The following is a 17868-nucleotide window of genomic DNA, read 5'->3' on the forward strand; positions in this document are numbered from 1 at the left end:
GGGCGGTTCAAAAACCCATGAGACCTCATGGTGAGCCTGTCGAACCACGAGGTCGGGCCCACGAAACGTGCCACGACCTCGCCCTTCGACAAGCTCAGGATGAGGTCTACTGAAGCAGCCGCGCCAACTCGTTTCCGAGGACACCATGGCCACCGCCCAAACCCGTACGCTCTCCCGCATCATGATGGCGCCCGCTGTCATCGTGCTGCTGATCTGGATGATCGTTCCGCTGGTGATGACCCTGTGGTTCTCCTTCCAGAACTATAGCCTGATCAACCCGATGATGACCGGCTTTGCCGGCTGGGCGAACTATATCTATGTCATCGGCGATCCCAGCTTCACCCAGTCGCTAGTCAATACCCTGATCCTGGTCGGCGGTGTGCTGGCCATTACCGTCATCGGCGGCACCTTGCTGGCGCTCCTGCTCGATCAACCGATCTGGGGCCAGGGCATTCTGCGCATCCTGGTCATCTCGCCCTTCTTCGTCATGCCGCCCGTCGCCGCGCTGATCTGGAAGAACGGCTTCATGCATCCCGGCTATGGCATGCTCGGCCATCTGTGGAAGGCCTTCGGCCTGCAGCCGGTGGATTGGTTCAATCAATATCCGCTGTTTTCGGTGATCGTCATCGTCGCCTGGCAATGGCTGCCCTTTGCCACGCTGATCCTGCTCACCGCGCTCCAATCCCTCTCCGAGGAACAGCGCGAAGCCGCCGAAATGGACGGCGCCAATGCGCTCAACCGCTTCTACTATATCATCCTGCCGCACATGGCCCGGGCGATCACCATCGTCATCCTGATCCAGACCATTTTCCTGCTGGGCATCTTCGCCGAAATCCGCGTCACCACCGGCGGCGGCCCCGGCTATGCCTCCACCAACATCACCTTCCTGGTCTTCCGCACCGGCATCCTCAGCAACGACATCGGCGCCGGTTCAGCCGGAGGCGTGGTCGCCGTCATCATCGCCAACATCGTCGCCTTCTTCCTGATGCGGGCAGTAGGGAAGAACTTGGATGCGTAGCGCCATGACCCTCACTTTCAGTAGACCTCATGGTGAGCCTGTCGAACCACGAGGTCGTGGCACCTCAATCGCCACATCCACAATGTCATCCCGGCGCAGGCCGGGATCCAGGTCCGTGGCGATCCGCCGACATCCAGCGCCGGGATGGCCTTCACCATGGATTCCGGCCTGCGCCGGAATGACCCGGTGGTTTGTTTTGATATCGACGTCCATCCCCCTTGGGAGGAGCTAAATCATGGCCCGCAACGTCTCCACCCAGACCCGCATCGGCTTCACTGCCCTCGCCTGGATTGTCGCCCTTCTGCTGTTCTCGCCCATCCTGTGGACGATCCTCACCGCCTTCAAAACCGAGGCCGAAGCCATCGCGGCCCGGCCCACTTTCTTCCCGGAAACCTTCACGCTGGAAAACTTCTCGGCGGTGCAGGATCGCTCCGATTACGTCAAGCACGCCATCAATTCGATCCTGGTCTCGGTGGGCTCCATCCTCTTGGGTCTGATCATCGGCATCCCCGCCGCCTGGGCCATGGCCTTTGCGCCCACCAAGCGCACCAAGGACGTCTTGATGTGGATGCTCTCCACCAAGATGATGCCCGCCGTGGGCGTCCTGATCCCGATCTACCTGATCTTCCGCGATCTGCGCCTGCTCGATACCGTGCATGGCCTGACGCTGATCATGACGCTGATCAACCTGCCGATAATCATCTGGATGCTCTACACCTACTTCAAGGAAATCCCGGTCGATATCCTGGAAGCCGCCCGCATGGATGGCGCCGAACTCTGGAACGAAATCGTCCACGTCCTCGTCCCCATGGCCGTGCCCGGCATTGCCTCGACGCTCCTCCTCAACGTCATCCTCGCCTGGAACGAAGCCTTCTGGACCATCACCCTCACGTCAGGCCGCGCCGGCACGCTCACCGCCTTCATCTCCTCCTTCTCCAGCCCGCAAGGCCTCTTCCTCGCCAAACTCTCCGCCGCCTCACTCCTCGCCATCGCCCCCATCCTGCTCATGGGCTGGTTCAGCCAGAAACAACTCGTCCGCGGCCTCACCTTCGGCGCAGTGAAATAAGGACTATTGAAAATGGGTTCCATCTCCCTCTCCCACGTCAACAAGTCCTTCGGCGACGTCCAGGTCATTCCGGACATTTCCCTCGACATCAATGATGGGGAATTCGTCGTCTTCGTCGGCCCATCCGGTTGCGGCAAGTCCACCTTGCTCCGCCTCATCGCCGGGCTCGAGGACACCACATCCGGCACCATCCTGCTCGACGGGCAGGACATGACCAAGGCACCCCCCGCGCGCCGGGGCCTCGCCATGGTGTTCCAGTCTTATGCGCTCTATCCGCATATGACCGTGCGCGACAACATCGCCTTCCCGCTCAAAATGGCCAAGGCATCAAAGGAAGTCATCGACCAGAAGGTCGAATACGCCGCGCGGACGCTGAACCTCAGCTCCTATCTCGACCGCCGCCCCCGCGCCCTATCCGGCGGCCAGCGCCAACGCGTCGCCATCGGACGCGCCATCGTGCGCGAACCCAAGGCGTTCCTGTTCGACGAGCCCCTGTCCAATCTCGACGCCGCCCTGCGCGTCAACATGCGGCTGGAAATCACCGAACTGCACCAGCAGCTCAAGACCACCATGATCTACGTGACCCATGATCAAGTGGAAGCCATGACCATGGCCGACCGCATCGTCGTGCTCAACGCCGGCAATGTCGAGCAATTCGGCTCCCCGCTCGACCTCTACAAAAAGCCCGCCAACCGCTTCGTCGCCGGCTTTATCGGCTCGCCGAAAATGAACTTCGTCGATGGCCCCGAAGCCGCCAAGCACAACGCCCATTCCATCGGCGTCCGCCCCGAGCACTTCAAGCTCAGCCGCGAAAACGTGGCCGGCACCTGGAAGGGCAAGGTCGGCGTCGCCGAACAGCTGGGGTCAGACACGTTCCTCCATGTCCACGTCGAAGGCCTCGGCCTCATGACCATCCGCACCGACGGCGACCAGACCTTCAACCACGGCGACGACGTCTACCTGACGCCAGACCAAACCCGCATCTACCGGTTCGATGCGGCTGGCAACGCGATCTAGGCAGTCTCAATGTGCCCGGCAACCATCCGCCCCATCGTCATCACCGGGCTTGTCCCGGTGATCCATCGCGCCGCAAACCGGATAGCTTCCAATCCACCGGGTCATTCCCGCGAAAGCGGGAACCCCTGTTTCCTTTCAACGGAGGTTCCCGCTTTCGCGGGAATGACTTCGGGGCTTAAGCCATGACCACCAAACTCTCCGCTACCACCCTCGCCGCCATCACCACGGCCTCAGTCCCCGCCTATAACCGCGACGCCCTCACCGCCGGCATCGTGCATTTCGGCGTCGGCAATTTCCATCGCGCCCACCAGGCCGTCTATCTCGACGATCTCTTCGCCACCGGCTCCGACCATGATTGGGCCCTCATCGGCGCCGGCGTCCGCGAAGCCGACGAGGCCATGCGTCAAAAACTCAAGTCCCAGGATTGGCTGACCACCGTCGTCGAGCAGGAAGCCGACACCAGCTCCGCCCGCGTCACCGGCGCCATGATCGATTATCTCCGCCCCGGCGACAGCGCCGCCGTCATCGCCCGCCTCTCCGATCCAGCCATCCGCATCGTGTCGCTGACCATCACCGAAGGCGGCTATTACATCGACCCCGCCAGCCAGAAATTCGATCCGACCCACCCCGACATCGCCTACGACGCCGCCAATATGGAGGCCCCCAAAACCGCCTTCGGCCTGATCCTCGCCGGCCTCCTCCGCCGCCGCGACCTCGGCCTCGCCCCCTTCACGGTCATGAGCTGCGACAATATCCCCGGCAATGGCCACGTCACCGAAAACGCCGTCGCCGGCCTCGCAGCGCTCATCGACCCCGCCCTCGCCCAATGGGTCAAAGCCAATGTCGCCTTCCCCAATGGCATGGTCGACCGCATCACCCCCGCCACCTCCGACCGCGAAAAAACCCTCCTCGCCGACAATTTCGGCATCGAGGACAATTGGCCGGTCTTCTGCGAAAGCTTCAAGCAATGGGTGCTCGAAGACAATTTCCCCGCCGGCCGCCCGGCGCTGGAAAAAGTCGGCGTGCAATTCGTTACCGACGTCGCTCCCTACGAGCACATGAAGATCCGCATCCTCAATGGCGGCCACGCCACCATCGCCTATCCCGCCGGCCTGCTTGATATCCACTTTGTCCACGAAGCCATGGAGCACCCCCTCGTCGCCGCCTTCCTCGCCAAGGTAGAGCGCGACGAAATCATCCCAATCGTACCCCCCGTCCCCGACACCGATCTCGACGACTACTTCGCCCTCTGCCAACGCCGCTTCGCCAATCCCAAGATCGGCGACACCATTCGGCGCCTCGCACTCGATGGGTCCAATCGGCAACCCAAATTCATCATCCCATCCGCGCTTGAGCGCGCTCAACGTCAACAGTCTGTTAACGGATTGTCACTCGTGAGTGCCCTCTGGTGCCGCTATTGCTACGGCACAACCGACAGCGGCGCCGTCATCGAACCCAACGATCCCAACTGGGACCGCCTGACCGCCCAAGCCAAAAAAGCCAAAGCCAATCCCCAAGCCTGGCTCGAAATGGCCGACATCTATGGCGAGCTCGCCCACAATCCCAGCTTCGTCGCCGCCTTCACCCAAGCCCTTGAAACGCTGTGGAAAATCGGCACCAAGGCCACCCTGGAACGCTATCTCGAAGGCCAAATCTAGTTGACCATCGACCTCATTATCTTCGACTGCGACGGCGTCCTGGTCGACAGCGAACCCCTCGCCATGCAGGTCCTGATCGCCGCCATCGGCGCACAGGGCGCCGCGATCACCCCCGCCATGGCCTATCGCGACTACCTAGGCCGTTCCCTATCCTCAATCTCCGCCAGCCTGCTCGACAGCCACGGCATGCCGCTGGGCCCCGCCGCGCTCAATTCTATGCGCAGCGATCTCTACGCCCTCTATCGCCGCGAGTTGCGAGCTAGTCGAGGCTTGCCCAACATATTGGAAAAGCTCAACATCCCCTTCTGCGTCGCCTCCTCCAGCCAACCCGAACGCATCCGCATCAGCCTTGAACTCACCGGCATGCTCGACGCGTTCGAGCCCAATATCTTCTCCGCCACCATGGTCAAAAACGGCAAGCCCGCCCCCGATCTCTTCCTCCACGCCGCCCACGCCATGGGCGTCGCACCAGCCAACTGCCTCGTCATCGAAGACAGCCCCGCCGGCATCACCGCCGCTCGTGCCGCCGGCATGGCGGTGTTCGGTTATCTGGGCGGCAGCCACATCGCCCCTGCCGGGCTGGCCGATACGATAGCCGCCCTCCACCCCGACCGCATTTTCGACGATATGCATGCCCTGCCCGATCTTGTAAGCTCGCTGGGAACCGAGAAGAAGGCGCTCTAGTTTGTCGCAAAGCCTCCTGGTTGCAGTGGATGTGGGCACGGGGAGCGCCCGGGCGGGCGTGCTGACGCCCGAGGGCCTGTTGCTGGGCCGCGCCGAGCATCCCATCGCCATGAACCGCACCGATGCCAACCATGCCGAGCATGACAGCGAGGACATCTGGCGCGCCGTCTGCACGGCGGTACGCAGCGCCATGGCCACCGCTGGAGCCAGCCCCGACACTGTGGTGGGCCTCGCCTTCGACGCCACCTGCTCCCTCGTTGTCCGCACGGCCGAAGGCGCCCCGCTCACCGTCTCCACCAATGGCGAAGCGCGTTGGGACACTATTGTCTGGCTCGATCACCGGGCGCTGGCGGAAGCCGAGGAATGCACGGCCACGGGCCATCTCGTGCTCAATTTTGCCGGCGGCGTCATGTCGCCGGAAATGGAAGTACCCAAGCTGATGTGGCTCAAGCGGCACATGCCCGCCACCTGGGCCCGCGCCGGCATGATGTTCGACCTGGCCGATTTCCTGTCATGGAAAGCCACCGGCTCGCTCGCCCGCAGCCAATCCACCCTCACCTGCAAATGGACTTATCTGGGCCATACCGCCCCCGCCTGGCGACAGGACTTTCTGGAGCTGGTGGGCCTCGACGACATGATCGACCGCGCTGCCTTACCCGAGGCCGCCAGCCCCATCGGCACCGATCTGGGCACCCTAACCGCAGCCGCTGCGGCCGATCTGGGCCTCACCACCCATTGCCATGTCGGCGCCGGCCTGATCGACGCCCATGCCGGCGCGCTGGGCCTGCTCGGCGCTTTCACCAGCGATGTCGGCACCATCGACCGCCACCTGGCCCTGATCGCCGGAACCTCCAGCTGCGTCATGGCCCTATCCGCCGAAGACCGCCCCACCTCGGGCGTCTGGGGCCCCTATTATGGTGCCGTGCTGCCCGGCGTCTGGCTCAATGAAGGCGGCCAATCGGCCACCGGCGCTTTGCTCGATCACCTCATCCGCTGGCACGGCGCCGGGGGCGAGCCAACACCGGAACGCCACCGCGCCATTGCCGACCGCATCATGACACTGCGGGCCAACGAAGGCCTCGGCCTCGCCAAGCGCCTGCATGTCCTGCCCGATTTCCACGGCAATCGCTCCCCCCTGGGCGATCCCTTTGCCCTGGGCGTCATCTCGGGCCTGACGCTCGACAGCGATTTCGATAGCCTCTGCCGGCTCTATTGGCGCAGCTGCGTCGCCATCGCCTTGGGCGTCCGGCATATCCTCGAAACCCTCAACACCCGCGGCTATGCCATCGATACCCTGCACATCACTGGCGGCCACACCAAGAACCCGCTGCTGATGGAACTCTATGCCGACGCCACCGGCTGCACCGTGGTGCAATCCTCGGCGCAGGACGCGACATTGCTCGGCATGGCCATGGTCGCCGCCACTGCGGCGGGACTTTATACTGGCCTCGATGCGGCTTGTGTGGCCATGCATCAGCCGGGCGCAGCGCGTGCGCCCGACCCGGCCGCCCGCATCCAGTTTGACAAGGATTACCGAATTTTTCTCGAAATGCTGCGGCAGCGGCAATTGATCGATGCGATGGGTTAAGGGATACCCCTCCACACCAAACCCCGCTAAGCTCCTTATTGGGAAGTCAAAATTCGTGGCCTGAAGTGAGCGACTGGAACGCATGTCGATCAAAGCCGCCGTCTACCATCTGACTCACTACAAATATGACCGTCCGGTCTTCCTCCAGCCCCAGATCATCAGGCTGCAACCGGCGCCGCATTCCAGAACCAAGGTGTTGAGCCACTCCCTGCGGGTGTCTCCGTCGCTGCATTTCGTCAATGCGCAGCAGGATGCCTATGGCAATTTCCTGACCCGTTTCGTCTTCCCCGAGCCGGTCACCGAGCTCAAGATCGAAGTCGATCTCGTCGCCGATATGACGGTCTATAATCCCTTCGATTTCTTCGTCGAGGAAACAGCGGAAACCTTCCCCTTCCAATATCCCGAGGATGTCAGCGAGGACCTGTCCATCTATATGCGGCCCGAGCCAGTCGGCCCGTTGCTGCAGCGTTTTATAGACGGCATCGACAAGACGCCGATGAATACGGTCAATTTCGTCACTGGTATCAATGCCTCCATCCAGCAGCACATTGCCTATATCGTGCGCATGGAAACCGGCGTGTGGACGCCCGAGGAAACCCTGGGCAATGCCAAAGGCTCTTGCCGGGATTCCAGCTGGCTACTGGTCCAGACCCTGCGCAATCTCGGCTTTGCCGCCCGCTTCGTCTCGGGCTATTTGATCCAGCTCAAGCCCGATCTGGTCTCGCTCGATGGCCCCGCCGGCACCGACCATGATTTCACCGATCTGCATGCCTGGTGCGAAGTCTATCTGCCCGGCGCCGGCTGGGTCGGCCTCGACCCCACTTCGGGTCTGCTGACCGGCGAAAGCCACGTGCCGCTGGCTGCCACCCCGCATTATCGCAATGCCGCGCCGATCTCGGGCTTTGCCAGCTATGCCGAAGTCGATTTCGCCTTCGACATGCGCGTCACCCGCGTTGCCGAACATCCGCGCATCACCAAGCCCTTTTCCGACGCGTCCTGGGACCAGCTCAATGCGTTGGGCAAGCAGGTCGATAAAGTCCTTGCTGAAAACGACGTGCGCCTCACCATGGGTGGCGAGCCCACCTTCGTTTCCATCGACGACTTTGAAGCGGACGAATGGAACACCGGTGCCGTCGGCCCTACTAAGCGCGCCCTCGCCGATGATCTGATCCGCCGACTCCGCAAGCGCTTCGCGCCAACCGGCCTGCTGCATTATGGCCAAGGCAAGTGGTATCCCGGCGAAACTCTGCCGCGCTGGACCTTCTCGCTTTATTGGCGCGTCGATGGCAAACCCGTCTGGCAGGATGAAGCGCTGGTGGCGCGTGAAGGCGTCAAGACCGCAGCGACCCATGAAGATGCCCGCAAATTCCTCGCTGCCTTCGCGAACAATCTTGGGCTGACCGGAGAAACCATCGACGAGGCCTATGAAGACCCCGGCGAATGGCTGCTCAAAGAAGCCAATCTGCCCGCCAATGTCGATCCGGCCAATTCCGAACTAGCCGATCCAGAAGCGCGTTCCCGCATCGCCAAAGTGTTCGAACGGGGCCTCACCAATCCCACCGGCTATGTCCTGCCGGTGCAGCGCTGGAATGCCGCCGCATCGAGCCCCTGGCTCACCGAAAAATGGAAGACACGGCGCGGCAAACTCTTTCTCGCCCCCGGCGACAGCCCGGCCGGGTACCGGCTGCCGCTGAGCTCGCTCAAGCATATCAAGCCGACCGAATATCCCCATGTCGTCGCGCAGGACCCCGGCGCGCCGCGCGGCCCCCTGCCCGATCCGCAGGAAATCCTGTCGCGCAAAACCTCCGGCATCGAAGCCGATCCACGCGCCCAGACCACCTCGTCCTTCACGGCCGCAACTGAACAGCAGGACCGGGTCGAGCAGGAAATCAGCGAGATCGAGGGCGAGGTGCGCACCGCCGTCACCGCCGAAATCCGCGATCATCGCCTTTGCGTCTTCCTGCCGCCGGTCGAAAAACTCGAGGACTATCTCGAGCTGATCGCCGCCGTCGAAGCATCAGCCAAAGCCATCGGCTTCCCCGTGCATGTCGAGGGCTATTCCCCGCCGCACGATCCGCGCCTCAATGTCATCCGCGTGGCGCCCGATCCGGGCGTCATCGAGGTCAATATCCACCCCGCGTCGAACTGGGACGATTGCGTCGCCACCACTACGGCCATCTATGAAGAGGCCCGCCTGTCGCGGCTGGGCGCCGACAAATTCATGATCGATGGCCGCCATACCGGCACGGGCGGCGGCAATCATGTGGTCGTGGGCGGGGCCGTGCCCGACGACAGCCCCTTCCTGCGGCGGCCCGATCTGCTCAAGTCGCTCGTGCTGCATTGGCAGCGCCACCCAGCGATGAGCTATCTGTTCTCGGGCCTCTTCATCGGACCCACGAGCCAGGCGCCCCGCTTCGACGAGGCCCGCCACGACAGCCTCTACGAACTCGAAATCGCCATGGCGCAGGTGCCCCATCCCGCGTCGGGCGCCTTGCCGCCTTTGCCCTGGCTGGTCGATCGACTGTTCCGCAACCTTCTGGTTGATGTCACCGGCAATACCCATCGCTCGGAAATCTGCATCGACAAGCTCTATTCACCCGATGGCCCCACCGGCCGGCTGGGTCTGGTCGAATTCCGCGGCTTTGAAATGCCGCCCAATGCGCGCATGAGCCTCGCCCAGCAAGTGCTGATCCGTGCCCTCATTGCCCGCTTCTGGACCGATCCGCTGGAGGGCAGTTTCACCCGCTGGGGCACAACCCTGCATGATCGCTTCATGCTGCCCCATTATGTCTGGCAGGACTTCCTCGATATCCTTGCCGATCTGGACACCCACGGCTTCAAGCTCGACCCGGCCTGGTTCGCCGCCCAGCTCGAATTCCGGTTCCCTTTCTGCGGTGAGGTTGAATATGACGGCGTCCGCTTGGAACTGCGCCAGGCGCTTGAGCCCTGGCATGTCATGGGTGAGCAAGGCGCCATTGGCGGCACCGTGCGCTTTGTCGATAGCTCGGTCGAGCGGCTACAGGTCAAGCTCGATGGGCTCAATCCCGAGCGCTACGCCGTCACCTGCAATCAGCGGCCCATTCCCCTGCGCAAGACCGATACGGCGGGCTCCGCCATTGCCGGGGTGCGCTACAAGGCCTGGCAGCCCGCCTCGGGCATGCATCCGGCCATGCCGGTCAATACGCCACTGGTGTTCGACATCTACGATACCTGGACCGGCCGCCCGGTCGGGGGCTGCACCTATCACGTCGCTCATCCCGGCGGCCGCAATTACGAAACCTTCCCGGTCAATGGCAATGAAGCCGAGGCGCGACGCCTCGCCCGCTTCGTGCCGCATAATTACACACCGGGCGGCTATGATCTGCGCGCAGAAAAGCCTGCGGACGAATTCCCGCTAACGCTTGACCTGCGCCGGCCTCCGCGCTTCTGGTGAAGTTATGAACTCACGGAATCAAAAGCCCCGAGGCAAGCCCCCTGCCGGTCCCAGCATTGTTGCTGATTACCGGCTGCAACCGGGCGTGCCCGACGAAATGGTGGACGCGGCTGGAAACATCCGTCCGGGTTGGGCTGAATTGATGGCCGCATTCGACAAGCTCGGCCCCACCGAGCTTGCCGCCCGTTTCGAGCGCGCCGATCAATATCTGCGCGATGCCGGCGTGTTCTATCGCAAATATGACGGCGCCGAAGGCAAGCAGCGCGATTGGCCGCTGGCCAAGATTCCGCTGCTGATCGACGAGACCGAATGGGCCACGATCAGCGCTGGCCTGGTCCAGCGCGCCGAATTGCTCGAAACCGTCATCGCCGATGTCTATGGCGACAATACCCTGGTGCAACAGGGCCTGCTGCCGCCAGAACTCGTGGCGCGCAACGGCGAATTCCTGCGCCCTCTCGTTGGTGTCAAACCCGCAAGCGGGCATTATCTGCATTTCTGCGCCTTCGAATTGGGCCGAGGCCCCAACGGCGCCTGGTGGGTGCTGGGCGATCGCACGCAGGCCCCCTCTGGCGCCGGCTTTGCGCTGGAAAACCGCGTCGCCACCACCCGCGCGCTTTCGGATATCTATGCCGATATGAACATCCAGCGGCTGGCCGGCTTCTTCCGCGCCTTCCGCGATACGCTGTTCGCCCAAGCCAAGCGTGATGGTGGTCGCGTCGGCATATTGACGCCGGGCCAGCTCAACGAAACCTATTTCGAACACGCCTATATCGCCCGCTATCTCGGCCTCATGCTGCTCGAGGGCGAGGATCTGGTGGTCGAAGACGAGCGCGTCATGGTGCGCACCGTTGCCGGCCTGAAGCCGGTCACCGTGCTGTGGCGGCGCATGGATGCCTCCTTCGTCGACCCGCTGGAGCTGCGCTACGATAGCCGCATCGGCACGCCCGGCATGGTCGAGGCGCTGCGCCATGGTTCGATCTCCATGATCAATGCGCTGGGCACCGGCCTGCTCGAAACCCGCGCCCTGGCCGCCTTCATGCCGCGCCTCGCGCAAAAGCTGCTCGGCACCAATCTGTTGCTGCCCGAAATCGCCACTTGGTGGTGCGGCCAGCCGGGCGAGCAAAAGCATGTGCTCGACAATTTCGACAAGCTGCTGATCGGCCCGGCCTTCGCCACCACGCTCCCCTTCGATGACCAGCGCGGCACCATGCTTGGCGCCGCCGTGCCGGCCGACCAGCGCGAGGCCCTGCTCGAACGCATCCGTACCAATGGGGCCGATTATGTCGGCCAGGAACAGGTGCAACTGTCCACCGCCCCGGTCTATGTCGATGGCAAGCTGGAGCCGCGCCCCATCACCCTGCGCGTCTATGCGGCCCGCACCGAAAATGGCTGGACCATCATGCCCGGCGGCTTTGCCCGGGTCGGCTCCACCAGCGACGCCTCGGCTATCGCCATGCAACATGGCGGCCAGGCGGCTGACGTCTGGGTGGTGTCGTCCAAGCCGGTGGAGCAGGTCTCGCTGCTGCCGCGCGACGGCCAGAAGCTGGTTCGGAACTCGCCCGGCAGCCTGCCTAGCCGCGCGGCCGATAACCTGATCTGGCTGGGCCGCTATACCGAGCGCTGCGAAGCCACTGTCCGCATCCTGCGCGCCTATAATGCCCGCCAGGCCGAGCTGTCCAAAACCGACCTGCCGATCCTTACCCATTGCGCGGCATTCCTTGAAACCATCGATGTCGACGCCGCCGACGCCATGCCGCTCGGCCTGCTGACCTCCATCGATAGCGCCGTCCACAGCGCCGGCCAGATCCGCGACCGCTTCTCCCCCGATGGCTGGCTGGCCCTGGTCGATCTGCAAAAAACCGCCCAGCGCTTTGCCACCCGCGTAGAGCTGGGCGACGACGCCACGCGCGCCATGACCGTATTGCTGCGCAAGCTGGCGGGCTTTTCCGGCCTCGTGCATGAAAACATGTACCGCTTTGCCGGCTGGCGTTTCCTCGAACTGGGCCGCCGCCTTGAGCGTGCCATGCAGATCGCCCGCGCCACCGCCTGGTTTACCGACAAGGACGCGCCCGACGGCTCGCTCGAAATGCTGCTCGAAATCGGCGATAGCGTCATGTCGCATCGCCGCCGCTATTCGGTGAGCGCCGGCACGCAGAGCGCGGTTGATCTGCTGACGCTAGACCCGCTCAATCCGCGCTCGGTGCTGTTCCAATTGGCCGAATTGCAGAAGCAGATCGAAATGCTGCCCGGCGGCATTAATGACGGCCAACTCTCGCCCGCCGCCAGGGCCGCTTTGCAATTGCACACCGAATTGCGCATTGCCGACCCCGCCGACATGACTCCTGACCGTCTCGACAAGCTGGCCGCCGATATCGGCGTGCTCTCCAGCCTCGTGGCCGCAGCCTATTTCGTGTAGCGCCATGCTTTATGATGTCCGCCTCGACCTGCATTACGACTACGACGCCCCGGTGCATGGCGGCCGCCACCTCATCCGGGTCGCCCCGATCAGCGTGCCCGGCACCCAGCGCGTCATTGCGGCAAGCCTGTCCTTCGAGCCACGCCCGCAGCGCGAAAGCGCCTTCACCGATTTCTTCGGCAATGCGGTCACCACCATCACCTATCTGACCCCGCATGATCATCTCGATATCCGCCTGACCGCCCGTGTGCAGGTGGAGGACATTCATCCCCCCGCGGATCTATCGCCGACCGTCGAGCGCCTGCGGCAGGAAGTGACCCGGTTCTGGTCGGTCGAACCCGATAGCCCACACCATTTCCTCGCCGAATCCGGCAGCGTGCAGCTCGTGCCGGCCATCACCGCCTATGCCAGAAATGTCATGGCCGACGCCCCTTCCGTGCTGGCCGCCGCCAATGAGTTCTGCATGGCGATCCATCGCGACTTCATCTACGACCCCAAGGCGACGGACGTGCAGACAACGCCCGCTGAGGCCTTCGCGCTACGCAAAGGCGTCTGCCAGGATTTTGCCCATGTGATGATCGCCGGCCTGCGTGGCGCCGGCATTCCTGCCGGCTATGTTTCGGGGTTCCTGCGCACCAATCCCCCGCCCGGCAAGGCGCGGCTCGAAGGCAGCGACGCCATGCATGCCTGGGTGCGCGTCTGGTGCGGCCAGCACATGGGCTGGGTCGAATTCGACCCCACCAATGCCATGATCGCGGGCGGCGACCACATCTCGATCGGCCATGGCCGCGACTATGCCGACATCTCCCCGATTGTGGGTGTGCTCAAGACCCATGGTTCGCACGAAACCACCCAATCGGTGGATGTGATCCGCGTCGAATAGAGCCGGCCAAACCTGTTTCGACAGGCATGCGGAACTAAAATCCCTTCCTCGCCGTTCTTAGAGCAAGCGTAATAAAGCGCGGCTTTTTGAAGGTATTGGTCGACATGACACATGCTGAAATCAGGGCACTTGAAGACGCCCGCGCCAATATGGCCTGGTCGACCGAAAGCTATGATGGCCGGACCCACTATGCCGACGTGCTCAAGGCACTGACGCCGGCATTTCTTATTCTGCTCGTCGCCACCGGCTTGCTTCTCGCATTGCTTTGACCCGGCGACCTTAGCGTCACAATAACAAAAGAAGGATACGTCCTATGACCTTAGGCACAATTCTCATCATCATTCTTATTCTGCTGTTGATCGGCGCATTGCCCAATTGGGGCTATTCGCGCGGCTTCGGCTATGGGCCATCCGGTATTCTGGGCGTCGTCCTCGTCGTTATCCTCATTTTGGTATTGATGGGACGAATTTGACGCACAGCCGATAAAGGGCGCGACCAGTATTGGAGTCCACGTTAGTGGAATGCGCCCCGCGGGTTGAAGGTCGCCCCCCTTTCACCCGCCCCTGGTCACCCCGATACGCTCAACGCGTACCGGGGTGTCTTTCTGTCCTGGCTCCAGGCCCGGAACCTACCGCCCGTTATGGCGTTGAGTGACATCAACTTATGGAGCGTTTAATGGCTGATACCCCTGAAATGGCACCCACCCGCGGCAAGACATCCAACGGGGCCCCGCGTGCCGCGTCCAGCCGAGCCAAGGAAAAGCACCTGGAAGACCAGATCGCCCAGTTGCAGGACGACCTCAAGGGGATCGCCGCAACCCTGGCCCGCCTCAGCAGCGACAAGGTCAATGAAGTCAAGGACGTCGCCAAAAGCGAAGCCCGCCATCTGCAACGTCAGGGCCAGAACGTCATCGAGGACGTGCAGGACCAGGCCGGGGAACTTGAGCGGCAGCTGAAGGACACCATTCGCGAAAAGCCGCTGACCGCGGTGGCGAGCGCGGTGGGCATCGGCTTCATTCTCGCTCTGCTCTCGCGGCGCTAGGCATCATGAATTTACTGGTCCCCCTCGCGGCCCTGCTCGGCATCGAGGTCGAGGCGATTACCGATCGGGCCAAGAAGCTCGCGATTGTCTATGCGGTGATCAGCCTCTTCCTGTTGCTGGGCTGCTTCTTCCTCGTGGCGGCGGGCTTTTTTGCTCTCGCCACCCAGATCGGACCGATCTATGCGGCGCTGGTCCTGGGCGGCGTTTTTCTCGTACTGGCGCTGGCCGTCTTTGCCGGCGCACAGATCGGGGAGAGCAACCGGAAACGCCGCACCGTCGAACGCCGCCGTTCCAGCGAAACCGGCGCCTTCGTCACGACCGCTGCATTGACCGCATTGCCGGTGCTCTTGCGCTCGCCTGTCATCCGCAAGCTGGGCCTTCCTGCCGCGGCGCTGGCAGCATTCCTGCTGGTCCGCAACGCCGACGACAACGACGATTGATCCGCCTTAAACCTGTTCGACCGGCAGCGGCATCCAGATCTCGGCGGCGACCCCGCCGGGATCGAAGCGCAACTTGACATCGCTATCGAGCACCTTGGCCAGGCTGCGTTCGATCAACTTGGTCCCCAGGCCATAATCGCGCGGCGGGGCCACGGCCGGCCCCTCGCTCTCACGCCAGCGCAGCATCAGCCCCGGTACCGGCGCTTCCCGCTTTTCCCAATCGATATTGACCACGCCCCGATTGGTGGACCAGGCGCCATGGCGATGCGCATTGGTGGTCAATTCATGCAGGATCAATCCCAATCCAACCGCATGGTCGGCCGGCAGCATCATGTCCGGTCCGTTGACTGTGGCGCGGTCAGGATGTTCCAGGAAATCTGGGCCCAACTGGGAGGCAATCACCTCATAAAGATGCACCCCGCTCCAGTCGCGGTCGGCCAGCAGCACATGCGCATCCGAAATCGTGCGCAGACGGCCGGAAAACGCTTCGATGAACGCCTTGGGATCGGGATTCTGCCGGATTGTCTGGCGAGCGACAGATTGGATCATGGCCAGCGTGTTCTTGACCCGGTGATTGAGCTCGCGCAGCAGGAGCCGCGTATGCTCGGCGCTCTGCTTGGCCTCGGTAATGTCGGTGGAGGCCCCCATCATGACCAGCGCCCGGCCCTCGGCATCGCGTTGATAGACCCGCCCGCGCATGGTCAGCCACCGGATCGTGGGCTCCACCCGCACTTCGGCGGCAAAATCGACGCCATCATTGAGGCTGGCCTGGATGCTGTCTTCAATGGCGGCGCGGTCGCCGGCATGAACCGTATCGAGCACCTGCTCGAACTGGATCGTGCCGCTTTCGGGCAGGTGATACATCCGCCGGAACATGTCGTTGCAGACCACTTCCCCGGTCCGGATATCCCAAATCCAGCTGCCCACATTGCCCGCTTCCAGCGTCAGCGCATGGCGCCATTCTTCGCGGAGCAGTGCCGCCGCCGTGCGCGCCCGCACTCGAGCCTCGTCCTTTAGGGCAAAGAGCGTCGAGGCCAGACCCGCCAGATCGACAAGCTGATCGAGCAATGCCGGTTCGACCGCGTTCCGCGCCGTCCTGCCAAGAACGCAAAGCGAGCCCAGGCGCTGCCCGGCAACGACGATCGGCGCTCCGGCGTAAAACCGTATTCCAGTTTCGCCCGCCACCAATGGATTGTGCATGAAACGCGGATCGGTCGTGGCGTCCAGCACCACCATGGCCTCGGGCCCGGCCAGCGTATGCGCGCAAAACGAGTCGCTGGCCGATGTGCCCGTAAGGTCAGTGCCATGGCAGGCGCGGAACCATTGCCGCTCCTTGTCGATCAGCGTCACCAGCGCGATTTCGGCGCCAAAGATATGGGCCGCAACCCGGGTGAGGCGGTCGAAATCGGCATCGGGATCTGTACCGAGAACCTCCAGCGCTGCCAGCGCCTGCAGGCGGCCTGGATCATCCAGAACCTTGCGGACATCGTCCGGAAGGGAGGAATTCACTTCTGTCACTTTTCGTCCTGACGCTTCCGCGACAAATGCGCATTCAAACCAGAGCAAGACGCAAACGGAGAACCGGAAGCCTTGCGGACTCGAGCCTGACTGCGACTTGATTTCTGTCAAACCAGGGGCAAAGCTAGGCCCGATGCCGTTAAACTCGGGTCAAGCAATATGGTTCCCAAGCCGGAAAAAAATCAGCCGGCGCCCGCTTGCGTGGGCCTGGGCAGCAATACCTTGAGCGCGCCCGGATGCACCTTGAGCGTGACCGAAGGCGCCAACTTGATCAATTCGCCATCAATTACCGCATGGGCATTGTGCTTGCGCCGGGGAAAACTCAGCGTCACCTGCTCGACCTCCTGCTCGGTGACCGCGTCGCTCGTCCGCCACTTGCCCAGCAGCACATCCACCGCCAGCCGGATCAGCGCCCAGGTGGATATCGGCGCGGCCATATAGACGCCCAGCAAGCCCGCATCCAGCCGGTCGGCATGGGGAATATGCCCATCGCCCAACAGATTGTTGGAAACCGCGATGCCCGAGACTCGCAGTCGCTCGCGCCCGTTCCTCGTATGAATTTCCGCCTCGAATTCAGGCGGCCGCACCGCAGCCTCGGCAATCGCGCGCAGGCTCGCCAGCATCTTGCCGATGCGGCTGCGATAGGTCATCCGCTCGCGAATGCGCACCAGCCTGGCATGCACGCCGACGCCGAATTGATGCACGAAAGCCCGGCCATTGGCCGTGGCGATATCCACCGCGCCAATCTCGCCGGCAGCAACGGCTTCCATAGCCGCGGTCAAATCCAGCGGCAATTGCAGTGCCCGGGCGAAAAGGTTCATTGTACCAGCCGGCAATACCGCCAGTGGCATTCCGCTTTCAAAGGCAATCCCCGCCGCCGTCGAAATCGTGCCGTCGCCGCCGGCTGCGAGCATGACATCGATGCCCCTGGTGTCCGCGACACGGCGCAGCTCGGTTTCGACATTGCGCCCAGCCACAATCCGGCATTCGAGCGCATGACCGTTCCGGCTGAAAATCTCCACCGCCTGTTTGCCAAAAGCCTCCAGATCCATCGTCCGCAGCGTACCGCCATCGCGGTTGAGGATTGCTACGATACGCATGGCGAT

Annotated in this window: 15 protein-coding genes; 13 read left to right on the plus strand and 2 right to left on the minus strand. The window is 63.0% G+C overall.

The features are described 5' to 3' along the window. The first annotated feature begins 145 nt into the window (after positions 1-145). The 13 genes from ACI3KW_RS09835 (at position 146) to ACI3KW_RS09895 (ending at position 15244) form a co-directional block, all read left to right on the plus strand. Entirely contained in the window at positions 146-1018 is an 873-nt protein-coding gene (locus ACI3KW_RS09835; RefSeq protein WP_035102930.1) for a carbohydrate ABC transporter permease, read from the plus strand. 235 nt (positions 1019-1253) lie between these two features. Beyond that, entirely contained in the window at positions 1254-2084 is an 831-nt protein-coding gene (locus ACI3KW_RS09840) for a carbohydrate ABC transporter permease (protein ID WP_404847918.1), read from the plus strand. Between the two features lie 12 nt (positions 2085-2096). Continuing rightward, positions 2097-3101 (plus strand): ABC transporter ATP-binding protein, encoded by a 1005-nt coding sequence (locus ACI3KW_RS09845; protein ID WP_404847919.1) that lies wholly within the window; start codon positions 2097-2099, stop codon positions 3099-3101. A 182-nt stretch (positions 3102-3283) separates the two neighbouring features. Continuing rightward, positions 3284-4759: a mannitol dehydrogenase family protein gene (locus ACI3KW_RS09850; protein ID WP_404847920.1), complete on the plus strand. Its 1476-nt coding sequence runs from the start codon at positions 3284-3286 to the stop codon at positions 4757-4759. Further along, a complete protein-coding gene (locus tag ACI3KW_RS09855; RefSeq protein WP_404847921.1) occupies positions 4760-5443 on the plus strand; it encodes an HAD family hydrolase in 684 nt (227 codons plus the stop codon). Between the two features lies 1 nt (position 5444). Then, a complete protein-coding gene (locus ACI3KW_RS09860) occupies positions 5445-7031 on the plus strand; it encodes an FGGY-family carbohydrate kinase (protein WP_404847922.1) in 1587 nt (528 codons plus the stop codon). A gap of 82 nt (positions 7032-7113) precedes the next feature. Then, positions 7114-10464, plus strand: a complete 3351-nt coding sequence (locus tag ACI3KW_RS09865) for a DUF2126 domain-containing protein (protein WP_404847923.1) — start codon at positions 7114-7116, stop codon at positions 10462-10464. A gap of 4 nt (positions 10465-10468) precedes the next feature. Beyond that, a complete protein-coding gene (locus ACI3KW_RS09870; protein WP_404847924.1) occupies positions 10469-12880 on the plus strand; it encodes a circularly permuted type 2 ATP-grasp protein in 2412 nt (803 codons plus the stop codon). Between the two features lie 4 nt (positions 12881-12884). Beyond that, complete coding sequence (locus ACI3KW_RS09875; RefSeq protein ID WP_404847925.1) at positions 12885-13763, plus strand: transglutaminase N-terminal domain-containing protein; 879 nt, start codon at positions 12885-12887, stop codon at positions 13761-13763. 104 nt (positions 13764-13867) lie between these two features. Then, a complete protein-coding gene (locus ACI3KW_RS09880; protein ID WP_162740188.1) occupies positions 13868-14032 on the plus strand; it encodes a hypothetical protein in 165 nt (54 codons plus the stop codon). A 44-nt stretch (positions 14033-14076) separates the two neighbouring features. Next, positions 14077-14235, plus strand: coding sequence for a DUF3309 family protein (locus ACI3KW_RS09885; RefSeq protein WP_113121451.1), 159 nt, complete (start codon positions 14077-14079; stop codon positions 14233-14235). 203 nt (positions 14236-14438) lie between these two features. Continuing rightward, the gene (locus tag ACI3KW_RS09890; RefSeq protein ID WP_162740187.1) at positions 14439-14804 is read left to right on the plus strand and encodes a YqjD family protein; all 366 of its coding nucleotides are present in this window, start codon (positions 14439-14441) and stop codon (positions 14802-14804) included. 5 nt (positions 14805-14809) lie between these two features. Then, positions 14810-15244: a hypothetical protein gene (locus ACI3KW_RS09895; RefSeq protein ID WP_262166169.1), complete on the plus strand. Its 435-nt coding sequence runs from the start codon at positions 14810-14812 to the stop codon at positions 15242-15244. A gap of 6 nt (positions 15245-15250) precedes the next feature. Here ACI3KW_RS09895 and ACI3KW_RS09900 read toward each other — a convergent pair whose 3' ends face one another. Together ACI3KW_RS09900 and ACI3KW_RS09905 are read right to left on the minus strand one after the other, a co-directional pair. Next, a complete protein-coding gene (locus ACI3KW_RS09900; protein ID WP_404847926.1) occupies positions 15251-16753 on the minus strand; it encodes a sensor histidine kinase in 1503 nt (500 codons plus the stop codon). Between the two features lie 191 nt (positions 16754-16944). After that, the gene (locus tag ACI3KW_RS09905; protein ID WP_404847927.1) at positions 16945-17862 is read right to left on the minus strand and encodes a diacylglycerol/lipid kinase family protein; all 918 of its coding nucleotides are present in this window, start codon (positions 17860-17862) and stop codon (positions 16945-16947) included. Positions 17863-17868: the final 6 nt, after the last annotated feature.

The sequence above is a fragment of the Devosia sp. ZW T5_3 genome, from assembly GCF_044987315.1.
GTDB lineage: Bacteria > Pseudomonadota > Alphaproteobacteria > Rhizobiales > Devosiaceae > Devosia.

Coding starts and splice junctions, on each gene's coding strand:
- ACI3KW_RS09835 (WP_035102930.1), top strand. CDS start 146: ATGGCCACCGCCCAAACCCGTACGCTCTCCCGCATCATGATGGCGCCC.
- ACI3KW_RS09840 (WP_404847918.1), top strand. CDS start 1,254: ATGGCCCGCAACGTCTCCACCCAGACCCGCATCGGCTTCACTGCCCTC.
- ACI3KW_RS09845 (WP_404847919.1), top strand. CDS start 2,097: ATGGGTTCCATCTCCCTCTCCCACGTCAACAAGTCCTTCGGCGACGTC.
- ACI3KW_RS09850 (WP_404847920.1), top strand. CDS start 3,284: ATGACCACCAAACTCTCCGCTACCACCCTCGCCGCCATCACCACGGCC.
- ACI3KW_RS09865 (WP_404847923.1), top strand. CDS start 7,114: ATGTCGATCAAAGCCGCCGTCTACCATCTGACTCACTACAAATATGAC.
- ACI3KW_RS09870 (WP_404847924.1), top strand. CDS start 10,469: ATGAACTCACGGAATCAAAAGCCCCGAGGCAAGCCCCCTGCCGGTCCC.
- ACI3KW_RS09875 (WP_404847925.1), top strand. CDS start 12,885: ATGCTTTATGATGTCCGCCTCGACCTGCATTACGACTACGACGCCCCG.
- ACI3KW_RS09880 (WP_162740188.1), top strand. CDS start 13,868: ATGACACATGCTGAAATCAGGGCACTTGAAGACGCCCGCGCCAATATG.
- ACI3KW_RS09885 (WP_113121451.1), top strand. CDS start 14,077: ATGACCTTAGGCACAATTCTCATCATCATTCTTATTCTGCTGTTGATC.
- ACI3KW_RS09890 (WP_162740187.1), top strand. CDS start 14,439: ATGGCTGATACCCCTGAAATGGCACCCACCCGCGGCAAGACATCCAAC.
- ACI3KW_RS09895 (WP_262166169.1), top strand. CDS start 14,810: ATGAATTTACTGGTCCCCCTCGCGGCCCTGCTCGGCATCGAGGTCGAG.
- ACI3KW_RS09905 (WP_404847927.1), bottom strand. CDS start 17,862: ATGCGTATCGTAGCAATCCTCAACCGCGATGGCGGTACGCTGCGGACG.